General features: G+C 62.0%; 10 protein-coding genes and 1 tRNA gene. 3 read left to right on the forward strand and 8 right to left on the reverse strand.

The annotated features are described in order from the left end of the window. Nucleotides 1-6: 6 nt before the first annotated feature. Nucleotides 7-987, forward strand: coding sequence for a transporter (locus LRP30_RS20210; RefSeq protein WP_249761795.1), 981 nt, complete (start codon nucleotides 7-9; stop codon nucleotides 985-987). Nucleotides 988-1,063: 76 nt separating this feature from the next. On the opposite strand, the gene LRP30_RS20215 is transcribed toward LRP30_RS20210, so the two are convergent. Both LRP30_RS20215 and LRP30_RS20220 read right to left on the reverse strand, forming a co-directional pair. Next, on the reverse strand, nucleotides 1,064-1,738 hold the full coding sequence (locus LRP30_RS20215; RefSeq protein WP_128933879.1) for an endonuclease/exonuclease/phosphatase family protein: 675 nt from the start codon (nucleotides 1,736-1,738) through the stop codon (nucleotides 1,064-1,066). Then, complete coding sequence (locus tag LRP30_RS20220; RefSeq protein ID WP_249761469.1) at nucleotides 1,738-3,771, reverse strand: VTT domain-containing protein; 2,034 nt, start codon at nucleotides 3,769-3,771, stop codon at nucleotides 1,738-1,740. The genes LRP30_RS20215 and LRP30_RS20220 overlap by 1 nt, the downstream gene beginning before the upstream one ends. Nucleotides 3,772-4,233: 462 nt before the next feature. On the opposite strand from LRP30_RS20220, the gene LRP30_RS20225 reads away from it, so the two are divergent. After that, nucleotides 4,234-4,440 (forward strand): hypothetical protein, encoded by a 207-nt coding sequence (locus LRP30_RS20225; RefSeq protein WP_091895531.1) that lies wholly within the window; start codon nucleotides 4,234-4,236, stop codon nucleotides 4,438-4,440. Between the two features lie 706 nt (nucleotides 4,441-5,146). Then, nucleotides 5,147-5,365: a hypothetical protein gene (locus LRP30_RS20230; RefSeq protein WP_091894579.1), complete on the forward strand. Its 219-nt coding sequence runs from the start codon at nucleotides 5,147-5,149 to the stop codon at nucleotides 5,363-5,365. Nucleotides 5,366-6,099: 734 nt separating this feature from the next. Here the strand turns inward: LRP30_RS20230 and LRP30_RS20240 are convergent. From LRP30_RS20240 to ilvD, 6 genes are all read right to left on the reverse strand, one after another. Then, entirely contained in the window at nucleotides 6,100-6,468 is a 369-nt protein-coding gene (locus tag LRP30_RS20240; RefSeq protein WP_249761470.1) for a hypothetical protein, read from the reverse strand. 312 nt (nucleotides 6,469-6,780) lie between these two features. Then, on the reverse strand, nucleotides 6,781-7,002 hold the full coding sequence (locus LRP30_RS20245) for an Arm DNA-binding domain-containing protein (protein ID WP_249761471.1): 222 nt from the start codon (nucleotides 7,000-7,002) through the stop codon (nucleotides 6,781-6,783). 165 nt (nucleotides 7,003-7,167) lie between these two features. Beyond that, nucleotides 7,168-7,257: transfer RNA gene (locus tag LRP30_RS20250), tRNA-Ser, on the reverse strand. A gap of 315 nt (nucleotides 7,258-7,572) precedes the next feature. Then, a complete protein-coding gene (locus LRP30_RS20255; protein ID WP_091895582.1) occupies nucleotides 7,573-7,896 on the reverse strand; it encodes a hypothetical protein in 324 nt (107 codons plus the stop codon). A 341-nt stretch (nucleotides 7,897-8,237) separates the two neighbouring features. Continuing rightward, nucleotides 8,238-8,555: a hypothetical protein gene (locus LRP30_RS20260; protein WP_249761472.1), complete on the reverse strand. Its 318-nt coding sequence runs from the start codon at nucleotides 8,553-8,555 to the stop codon at nucleotides 8,238-8,240. Between the two features lie 398 nt (nucleotides 8,556-8,953). Further along, a complete protein-coding gene (ilvD, locus tag LRP30_RS20265) occupies nucleotides 8,954-10,804 on the reverse strand; it encodes a dihydroxy-acid dehydratase (protein WP_249761473.1) in 1,851 nt (616 codons plus the stop codon). Nucleotides 10,805-10,983: the final 179 nt, after the last annotated feature.

Here is a 10,983-nt window from a genome sequence, read left to right on the forward strand (position 1 = left end):
ACTGGTATGGCCTACGCGGATGAAGGCGGTGTTTCATATTGGCTGCCGGGGCGCTTCAGCAGCCTTGCGGCGACCCCTCAAGTCCCCGGCTGGTCGATGGCAGCGGTTTACTATCACACCAGCGTCAGCGCCTTTGGCACGGCAGCTGCCGCCAGGGAGATCCATGTCGGCCGAATACCCGCCAACGTAAACGTCGACCTGAACCTGCGCCTGAATGCGCAGGCCGATCTGATGCTGCTCAATCCCACCTACACCTTCGCGACGCCGGTGCTGGGCGGACAACTCGCCATCGGCGTAACCGGACTGTTCGGGCGATCGAGCGCCGATCTTGCCGGAACGCTGACGACCGCGATCGGTCCATTCGCGGTAACGCGTACGGGCAGTTTCGGCGACTCGATCACATCGGTGGGTGATCTCTACCCGCAGGCGACGCTCAAATGGAACGCCGGCGTCCATAACTTCATGACGTATGTGACTGGAGACATCCCGGTCGGTGCATATAGTTCGACGCGCCTCGCCAATCTCGGCATCGGTCACGGCGCGGTCGATGCCGGCGGCGGATACACATATTTCAACCCGCAGGCAGGTCATGAATTTTCTGCGGTCGCAGGCTTCACCTACAATTTCAAGAATACAGACACCCAGTACCAAAATGGTGTCGACTTTCACATCGACTGGGGCGTCTCCCAGTTTCTGTCCAAGCAGGTTTTTGTTGGCCTCGTCGGTTATGCGTATCAGCAGATCACCGACGACTCCGGTCAGCATCCGGTGCTGGGTGGCTTCCGGTCCCGCGTGCTAGGCGTCGGCCCGCAAGTAGGCGTGCTGTTTCCTGTGGGGGACATGCAGGGATATTTGAACCTGAAAGGGTACGGCGAGTTTGCCGCCGAGAACCGCCCCGCCGGTTGGAACACGTGGCTGACGTTCTCGCTCTCTCCGATGGCGCCCGCCAGCACGCTGACGCCGGCGCGGCGCCTGACAACGAAATAGCCACGCGTCACCGGCAACGAGGCGAGTCAAATCTTACCGACATACATCATGGCCACCCTGTTAATGAGGGCACGCCCTAGATCTCGATGTCCGCAATCACGGGCAAATGGTCTGAATAGGCCGTTGCCTCTCCGTCAGTCCAAATTCTCTCGAACCGGCTATCGGGCGTGGCATAGATCCTATCGAGGCGGAGAACGGGCAAACGCGCCGGGAAAGTCCGCAAGCGTGTACGGTTGGGGCAGACCTGCGCAAGCACGCGCCGCACCGATTTCACCCAAAACCAGTCATTGAAATCGCCGAGGACAACGGTCCTTCCAGGTCGCACCAAGCTTACCAGGGCCTGAGCTTGCGCATAGCGCTCGTGGATACTCAGGCCGAGATGAGTGGCCACTACGCGTACATCGCCGACCGGTGTCAGCAGTCCCGTGGCAATCGCTCTGCGTGGCTCCCGCTCTCGATACGACACATCGAGGATCTCGGGCACGCCGGAGAGCGGAAAGCGGCTCAGGAGCATCTGACCGTAGTCGCCATCCTCGGCGACAATCGACTTGGCGTGAACCCCGTGATCGCCGACAACACTCGCCAACTTCGCAAATGGATCGTCTGACCGCGATCGCGAATCCACCTCCTGAAGCGCGACGACATCGGGGGCCCACTTGCGAACGATCGAGCAAACACCCTTCAAATCGAACTTCGGATTGAGATTGAACGTGCCATGCACATTCCATGTCATGAAGCGCATCGCCGCCATCAGCGCCTCCCGGCGAGCCAGGTCGCGACGAATTGTGCGCCTGCGCAGATTCCCAGCCAGCCCAAGAACGCCAGAGCCAACAGCAATATGTTGCTCCAGGACGCATTCCTGGCGAAGTCTGCGATTTGAGCCCCAAGAACTGCCATGGCGAGAATACCGGGCATCATGCCCAGCAGAGTTCCAACCATGAAGTCACGTAGAGGCAGCGTGCTCGCACCAGCCACGACATTCACCACCGAGAACGGTGCTATGGGAATCATCCGGATGACGACGACGGCTAGAATCCCCTTGCCCACGACGCGTTCTTGGATGCGCGCTGCACGTCGGCCGAGCAACTGCTGGAGGCGTTGTCGGCCGAGTCCCCGTCCGATCGCAAAAAGGATGAAGGCGCTGAGCAAGACGCCCGCCATGGCGGTGATGAAGCCTAGCCAGGGCCCAAGTGCGGCAGCAGTTGCTGCAATGAGCACGAGAACCGGAAACACGACCAGCCCGCCAACGACGAAAGCTGCGATAGCGAATAGTGGCCCCCAGATGGACTGCGAGTAGGCAGACAGTAACGCCGAAATATGAGGCGCGTCGGTAAAATCGCTCAACGGCGTGTACGACCAAGCCATCGTCAGTCCAAAAAGCGCGACCGTTATCGACGCGATCCCCATTAGTGTCTTCGTGCTCCACATGCGAGATGCCGCCCGCTCCAGATGAAGCGGCCGCTCCGGGTCTGCTACCGGCTGAACCATTGTGGCCAGCGTACTGGTCAGGACCGAGGCCCCCACTTCCCGCAGCGTCTTCGCCCCATCAGTTCCCGCCACGTCGTCCAGGAGCGCAAAAAGACGATCCTCGTTTTGCGTTATGGTCAGTTCGTCGAGACCGCAGAAATGTGCGATCAGGCGACGGCGGACCGAAGCGATGAAATTCCGATGCTGGTCGGATGCCGCTTCAAAGATCAGGTCACATTCGCTATCGGCGCCCATCGAGCGATTGTTCAGGTTAGCCGAGCCGACCCTCAAGATCCGATCATCCACGATCATGAGCTTGCTGTGCACCATCACGGCAGCTTCGGCATCCTCGCTGCGTGAGACCGGGTAGACGAAGCGGATGCGATCTGCGACTCCAACCTCACTGAAGCAGTCGATGAAGGCACCACGGCCATTTTGCATGGCTTGTGATTCCAACCACGATGAATGCAATTTAGGAGTGACGACCAGAACCCGAAGCGAAGGCACGCGAAGCATCTGCTGCGCCAATTCACGCGCAATCTTGGTCGCGCTGGTAAACTGATTTTCGATGTAAACGAAGCTGGTCGCCGACCGGATCGCTGCAGTCAATGAGCGCTCGACTTCCTTGATGGTCGAGCCTGCAGGACAGACCACCTCGGTCCTCGCGATACCTACCGGCAAGTGCTCGGCCTCCACCGGTACATTGGCCGGCCACCGCATGTTCCCTAGCCGGCGCCGATGATGGGCCTGTTGACCTGAAGCACGCCAGCGTTCCTCGGCGAGGTCGAACAGCCACGCTGCTGCATCCCCATCGACCATGCATTGAACATCATGAAAGGGTGGGTATGGCTTGCCCTCAGGGTCGCAGCGCAATGGATGCTCGGCCCGATGATCGCTGGTGTCCCAGCGCCTGATCGTCAGATCGAGCCCGCCAACGAACGCCAGTGAACCGTCGATACAGACCATCTTCTGGTGTTGGGCCGAACCAAACGGAAGCGTGCAATCGAGACAAAACCGGACGTGGCCAGATGTTTCGGCAGTAAATTTTGTCGCGGAATTCCGTTCTCTTTCGGAGGCGTAAAAGGAGACAAAGTCCCAGACAAGGATGTCGATCCGCAAGGTCGGGCGGCGTCGGATGAGCGCGCGTAGCAATGGGCCTAGTTGTTCCGGCAAACCATCATCCGCTCGTCCGGAAGCTCCGACCAGCCTGGTTGCACTATGGATGTCCCATCCGATGATGTAGACCTGCTCTTGCGCCTCCAGCAGCGCTTGCCGCAGGGCCGCGAAAAACGCGGCAGCATCGTTCAGAACCGTCACGCGCCGCGCTTCGCACCGCCTCCAGACGGTGTCTCCGGGGATCAGGGTCGATGAACTCTGAAGCAGATGGACCTCGCAAATCGCATTCGCGGCTCAACGTCCCAAATGCTTAGAGGGTTCCACGTCCTCTGGACATAGGGTTACAAAGACGCAGGTGATCTGTTGACACCACGCGCCTGGGTTCAGAACCGGAGTATCCCGAACAGGAAGAGCAGCGCCACGGTGACCAAGCCGGAGATCAGCAGCGAGCCGAGACACCCCACCCGGTTCGAGAAAAAGAAGAACATGCGTGCTCGCCGTGAAGTTTCCTGCCGGGCTAATTTTTCAAACTCGATAGCGTTCCGGATGCGCTCTCGTTTGTCCTGACCGTCGAGCGGTCTGACTCTACAGACAGCTTGATTGACTGGTGTTCCTGGAAACGAGGGGTAAGAACCAATCTCTGGACGAGACGTTGAATCTCCGATGTCCGACGCTTTTGACTATTTCCGAGCGCACGCGGTCCGAGCCCTTTGCAAGGCCCGGGCGATGCCCCGCGGACGAATGAAGCATCTCCAATTGGTGGCGGCCCGGATCTACCATCTGCTCACCAAGGAGGCCGCGTACGGCCCGAACCTGCAGCATCTGGATGACTTCCGGGCAGCTCAGAAGCTGGAGCGGTCGATTGATTGATGCGGATCAAGCAGCCCGGTCGACCGCGACGTTGGTGCAACGCTCGCTGGGCTTTCGCGTCTTCTGAAAGAAGAGACGTGCCTATGCTTCCAGCCACGCCCCCGAGCCCCACCCTATTCCGCTGCCCCAAATGCGGCGAACCACTCAGTCTGGCGGAAAAGCTATGGGACATGAAGACAGCCCGCTTCATCCGGGTGTACAAATGCCGGTGCGGTGAACTGCTCTGGGATGATCAATCGTCCGCGGAACGCAGCTAAGGCACACCAAGCCGCCTCGATTGGAATTGCCACCGATCTCGAGCGTCGCGGCGCCCTCGACGGGTCAACAGTCACTTCAGCCGGTCGGCGATTGTGCCCTCAATATCGAGCTCAGCTGACCACGGCAACGAAGCCGCATTGTGGCTGAATTGGGCGCATACCACATCCGAAATCGGGCCGGACTGGATTCGTGAGGTGAAACACGACGCTACCGGATGCTGGTCATCCGGGAGGACAAGAGTGTGCGCCTCCTCTCTCGCAACGGCCTCTTATTTGCGCGACCTGCCCAACATTTGCGCGGTACACGAGGCGTCATGATGGCGTTCTGATAACTGCGGGTCCTTGGTGCGACACCTAGGTTTTCCCTAGCCTCGAACCATCCATCCGCGAGTCCCCGCCTTCCTAACGCTGGCGGGGGCTTCGCTTGGCACGAACCCAGGCAATATTCGATGCCTCTCTTTTCCTTCAAGCTCATCGATTCCCAGTTGGTCTCGGATTTCGGCGTGCATGACCTGCCGGGCGAGGCGGAGGCGCGGACAGAAGCTATCAAGCTCGCTCGATCGCTGCGCGAAACGAGACCGCAACTGATCGGCAAAAAGTATGCAATCTTCGTTATCGACGAGGATGGTGCCGCCGTTTGCAGCGTCCCGCTGGATGTCGTGTCGTGACCGGAATCCTGACTGAAACGGCCACCCCGCATCGCGATCGGCCGTACCGAGGCGGTCGGCAGAAGCACTGGATCAAGGTGAAGAACCGGAGCCATCCCGCGATGGCACGCGAGCTCTGACGAAAAATGGCCCCGGCCATGGGGTGGGCGTGGGAGGCCGGGGCCGTTGGGGTGCTTGGACCTTGGGGAAGTTCAAGCGACCGCGAGGTTACTCACAGCTCGAGCTTCGTTCTGTTCGTTTCCGAACATTGTCAGTACTCTTCCGGACAGCGCCGGTTTCGCGCGTTCGGCCCGCCAGCGTGAACCGGCGGGCTCTGGGTCCTCACTTCTTCAGGCACAGACCGATCGTCACTTCTTCAGGCACAGACCGATCGTCGGCGAGGCCCCGCACTTCATACCGTCCGCTGCCCCTCCGCTCGGGCAGAACACGGACACGAGCGTTTCGCTGGTGTCGCAATTGACGGCGCCATCCGCTTGTACCGCGCGGATATTTACGGACGCCGGATCTCCCTTGTCTCCCTTGTCGCCTTTTGGCCCTTGCGGCCCCTGAGGCCCTTGTGCGCCGGCTGGCCCCTGAGGACCGGGGACGCCCTGAATACCTTGGGCACCCTGGGGACCGGCCGGCCCTTGAGGGCCGGGATCGCCCTTTGGCCCGGGCTCTCTTCCGCAGCCCGCTAGCGCGAGTGCGGCGGTTAATGCAGCAGCGGCAATCAATTTTTGCATTGCGACTTCTCCCTATGACCGCGCCATTAAAATGATCGCGGGAAGCTGCCGCAATAGTGAGAAGGCCGCCGAAAGGAGATCCGGCGGCCTCGTATTCATCGCTTCAACCGGCGGGCGTGGGCAGCCAGCCGCTGCCGTTCGCGCTTTCTGTGGGCTCGGCGCCGCCGGTTCATGCCAAGCCGCCCTGCTGTAGGCGGTCCCGGAGCGCGTGCGCATGATCCGAGATGATCTGCGTGACGCGGTGCATCCCATCGATGGTGCCGTCTCCGCATCGGGCTGAGCCAACAACACGACGAGCATATCAATCAGCAGAACGATGTTTTGGACGTCAGCCTCGTTCTCGAAGCGATCGGGCAGCTGTAGCTCAACGACGTTGCTCATTGCTGCGGCCTTCCCGCAGTGCTGCACGGCAAGCTCGAACAACTCCGCAAGGAGGGGGCGTGCGGCCTCTACGCCTTTCCAGAGTATGGCGCCCTCGTCGAGAAAGGGATCGACCCGGAGCGGTTCGCCTTTCTGGGGTTTCCCCGCGACTGTCACGGCTAAGGAAACGCTATTGCAAGGATGCCGCAGCGGATTGCGGCTACGGCTGGCGCGCTGCCGGGCTGTCACGCGGCGTTCGGCTCGGCCGTGGTCGAACGACGGATTGTCGGCGCTCCTGAACGATATCGACGCCGGGATTGCTGCGATCGCCTTTCACGCGGAGCCGGCCGCGTCGCGCGCAAGCCGTGCGTCCTTCAGTGACACGTCCTTGAACGAGCCCAGGCCGTGCCAGCGCTCTTTGCCGTCCTTCCAGTATCGATAAGCCCAGTTCTTCGAGGTCGGGCCAGCAACGATCAGATAGAGACCACTGCCGTCGGAGTATTTGCCCGGTTCAGTCTGACGTTCGACGTCGAGTGCCTTCGGTTTGCCTGTCATGTGCTCCCCTCCGAGCGAAACCGTCCGCCGAACCCACGGGCAAAATCTACGGTTCTTGCTCGAATTACCGAGAACACTTGCGAACAAGCGTGCACAGCTTTTCGAAGCAATCCTTTGATTTTACTGTGAATTCCGAACGTTCGCGAACAGTGGCGAACAATATACTGGCGGAAGGGGTGGGATTCGAACCCACGGTACCCTTGCGGGCACGCCGGTTTTCAAGACCGGTGCCTTAAACCACTCGGCCACCCTTCCAAGCGTTGGAATGGGTGTCGCTTAACGCAGTCGACCGCGCAAGGCAACGCGAAGTTGGTGGCGTGCCCCACACTCTTCTGCTGTCCCGATCTGTCAGGCGAGCGTCAGCCTGTTCCTCTAGCTTGACCAATACGCTCGGCAGCCCACCGCCGCCGCACCGTCAGCAATCCCGGATACTGGCGACATCTCCCAGGGCGTCGCTGGTTGCGAGGCCCGGTTGGATTCGTCTCCATGTCCGGGCCTCGTTTGCTGGTGCGGAAAAGAAAGCGGCGCCCCGTAAGGCGCCGCGCCAGATCTTCGTAACTGCGTCGGACGTCAATACCCGCAGGAGGCGCAGCCCATCTGCACCGGGGCGTAATAGGAATAGCCCGGCGAGACCATCTCGACACGCTGGCGTGTGGCGTATTGCGGGGGGATGCGCTCGTATTGGACACTGGGCGGGGCCACCATCACGGTCTGCGGCACCATCACGGTGCGGTACTGCGCCGGCGTGCGATGCGCGACCACGGAGCCGGGAGACACCATCACGGTCTCGTCGACGGTGCGGTATTGCGGCGCGACGTATTGCTGCTGATAGCAGGTCGTGCACGGCGGCGGCGCGTAGCAATTGTAGCAGCCGGCGGAGGCTGCGCCCGTCATGGCAATCGCGGCGACAGCGGTGGAGAAAACAACGGCGAGAGTACGAGACATTGCGTGTGGTGCCCCAGCTTCCAGAAATAGATTTTGCAAAGGTCGAACGCAGTATATGCGGCAAAATCCTGGGGTGCCGAACTTCGTCGGGGCATCCTTAATGCGAACGGCCGATCACGGCCGAGCAGTAAGAACTCATTGACCACGCGCATTAACGCGCGATGCCCATTGGCTCCGAACTCCGCATGACATCGAGGGCGTGATCGCTGCGCCGGCGATAGGACACCGCCGCGGGTGCTCCGTTCGAGCGCCGTTCCGAAAGCGTTCATCCGCCTCCGACGGGTCGAGCCTTAGCGCCTCACTGCTCTTTCCAAAAACTCCAGCAGGGAGGGATCGGTCTCCTCGAATTCGACAAAGCGGCGGCGCAGCTCGTCGGCGATTTCCGCGGTGGCATCCCGCGACCATCCCTCCGCGGTATTGAAGGCCACGATGCGTGCGGGATGGAGATATTGCCCTTCGACGAGATGTCTGATCAGGGTCGCGCGATTGGCGTCCTCCTCGGCCGTCTCACACCAGGCGCGGCCCAGTCGCCGGCCGAAGTCATCGAGCACGAGATAAACGTCCCGGTCGGTCGTAATGTGCGGCACGAGCGATGGAGAAGGACTCATGGCTTACTCCGCTACTGGCAATCCGAACAGTTGCGGACAGATCGGGATAAGGCGATTTGCCCCTGACCGGATTCGGAAAAATGGATTCCAGGTATTTTTCCTAGGATCCACCTCCCGATTAAATCACAAAAAAACAGAAATAAATAAAATTAAATAGCAAAGCGCGGTGAAATCCACTAAATTGGTTGCGCCTGGCGGGCAAGCCCGCACGTCGGGCAACCACCTCGCAAACGGCTCCCGCGTCCACCCCCAATAGCCCACACCCCAGGACGCGGGGGCCGTTTCTTTACGGACCTCGGCCCGGGCTCCACGGTTCTGTCATGCAACGGCGCGCTCGCGCGGAGACCGCGAGTCGTCCCGGAGGGATCGATTTAGCCAGCGGCGCGCCGATCAGGCGCCTATCTCGGGCGACGCTTCACCTCGCGCACCGCGCCGCGCGCCGCGCTGGTGGTGAGCGCGGCGTAGGCCTGCAGCGCGGTCGAGACGTTGCGCTTGCGGTTCTGCGGCTGCCAGGCGGCATCGCCCTTCGCCTCCTCCGCGGCGCGGCGCTTGGCCAGCTCCTCGTCGGAGACCTCGAGGCTGATGCTGCGGTTCGGGATATCGATGGCGATGCGGTCGCCGGTGCGCACCAGACCGATGTTGCCGCCTTCGGCCGCTTCCGGCGACAGATGGCCGATCGACAGGCCGGACGAGCCGCCAGAGAAACGGCCGTCGGTGACGAGCGCGCAGGCTTTGCCGAGGCCCATCGATTTCAGGTAGCTGGTCGGATACAGCATCTCCTGCATGCCGGGGCCGCCGCGCGGACCTTCGTAGATGATGACCACGATCTCGCCGGCAACGACCTTGCCGCTCAGAATGCCTTCGACCGCAGCATCCTGGCTTTCGAACACGTGCGCGGGGCCGGAGAATTTCAGGATCGAAGCATCGACGCCCGCGGTCTTCACGATGCAGCCGTCCTGCGCGAGGTTGCCGTAGAGCACGGCGAGACCGCCGTCCTTGCTGAAGGCATGTTCGAGATCGCGCACGACGCCCTTCTCGCGATCGGCATCGAGCTCGTCATAGCGGCGCTCCTGGCTGAAGGCGACCTGGGTCGGGATGCCGCCGGGCGAGGCGCGATAGAAGGTGCGCACCGTCTCGCTCTTGGAGCGCTTGATGTCCCAGCGCTCCAGCGCATCGCCCATGGTCGGCGCATGCACGGTCGAGACCGAGGTGTCGATCAGGCCGGCGCGGTCGAGCTCGCCCAAAATGCCCATGATGCCGCCGGCGCGGTGCACGTCCTCGACATGCACGTCGGCGACGGATGGTGCGACCTTGCAGAGCACGGGCACACGGCGCGAGAGCCGGTCGATGTCGCGCATGGTGAACTCCACCTGCCCTTCATGGGCGGCGGCGAGCAGATGCAGCACCGTATTGGTCGAGCCGCCCATGGCGATGTCGAGCGTCATGGCGTTCGCGAACGCCTTGAAGTTCGCGATGTTGCGCGGCAGCACGCTGGCGTCGTCCTGCTCGTAGTAGCGGCGAACGAGATCGACGATGGTGTGGCCGGACTCGACGAACAGGCGCTTGCGGTCGGCATGGGTCGCCACCACCGAGCCGTTGCCGGGCAGCGCCAGGCCAAGCGCCTCGGTGAGGCAGTTCATGGAGTTGGCGGTGAACATGCCCGAGCAGGAGCCGCAGGTCGGGCACGCCGAGCGCTCGATCACCTTGACGTCGTCGTCGCTGACCTTGGAGTCGGCCGCCGCCACCATGGCGTCGATGAGGTCGACGGCCTTGGTCTTGCCCTCGAGCTTGACCTTGCCGGCCTCCATCGGTCCGCCCGAGACGAACACGGCGGGGATGTTGAGCCGCAACGCCGCCATCAGCATGCCGGGCGTGATCTTGTCGCAGTTGGAGATGCAGACGAGGCCGTCGGCGCAGTGCGCGTTGGCCATGTACTCGACGCTGTCGGCGATCAATTCGCGCGACGGCAGGCTGTAGAGCATGCCGTCATGCCCCATGGCGATGCCGTCATCGACCGCGATGGTGTTGAACTCCTTGGCGACGCCGCCGGCCTGCTCGATCTCGCGGGCCACGAGCTGGCCGAGATCCTTGAGGTGGACGTGGCCGGGCACGAACTGGGTGAAGGAGTTGACGACCGCGATGATCGGCTTGCCGAAATCGGCGTCCTTCATGCCGGTCGCGCGCCAGAGGCCGCGGGCACCCGCCATGTTGCGGCCGTGGGTGGTGGTGCGGGAGCGATAGGCTGGCATGGCGGTTTCCGTCCTCGGGTTGGCTTGGGCCGGGCGGAAAAATGGAAGCCGCCTCAGGCCTTTCCGGCCGGATAGCGCACGGGCTGGCGAGGTGCAACGGGAACTTGGTCCGGACAGCCCTCCCCTGCTCCCGGCGCGGGCTACTGCCGCGCCCCCAACCGTCGTCCCGGCCAAGCGCG

This window comes from Bradyrhizobium sp. C-145 (assembly GCF_023375135.1).
Lineage (GTDB): Bacteria > Pseudomonadota > Alphaproteobacteria > Rhizobiales > Xanthobacteraceae > Bradyrhizobium > Bradyrhizobium zhanjiangense.

Coding starts and splice junctions, on each gene's coding strand:
- LRP30_RS20210 (WP_249761795.1), top strand. CDS start 7: ATGGCCTACGCGGATGAAGGCGGTGTTTCATATTGGCTGCCGGGGCGC.
- LRP30_RS20215 (WP_128933879.1), bottom strand. CDS start 1,738: ATGGCGGCGATGCGCTTCATGACATGGAATGTGCATGGCACGTTCAAT.
- LRP30_RS20225 (WP_091895531.1), top strand. CDS start 4,234: ATGTCCGACGCTTTTGACTATTTCCGAGCGCACGCGGTCCGAGCCCTT.
- LRP30_RS20230 (WP_091894579.1), top strand. CDS start 5,147: ATGCCTCTCTTTTCCTTCAAGCTCATCGATTCCCAGTTGGTCTCGGAT.
- LRP30_RS20240 (WP_249761470.1), bottom strand. CDS start 6,468: ATGAGCAACGTCGTTGAGCTACAGCTGCCCGATCGCTTCGAGAACGAG.
- LRP30_RS20245 (WP_249761471.1), bottom strand. CDS start 7,002: ATGACAGGCAAACCGAAGGCACTCGACGTCGAACGTCAGACTGAACCG.
- LRP30_RS20255 (WP_091895582.1), bottom strand. CDS start 7,896: ATGACGGGCGCAGCCTCCGCCGGCTGCTACAATTGCTACGCGCCGCCG.
- LRP30_RS20260 (WP_249761472.1), bottom strand. CDS start 8,555: ATGAGTCCTTCTCCATCGCTCGTGCCGCACATTACGACCGACCGGGAC.
- ilvD (WP_249761473.1), bottom strand. CDS start 10,804: ATGCCAGCCTATCGCTCCCGCACCACCACCCACGGCCGCAACATGGCG.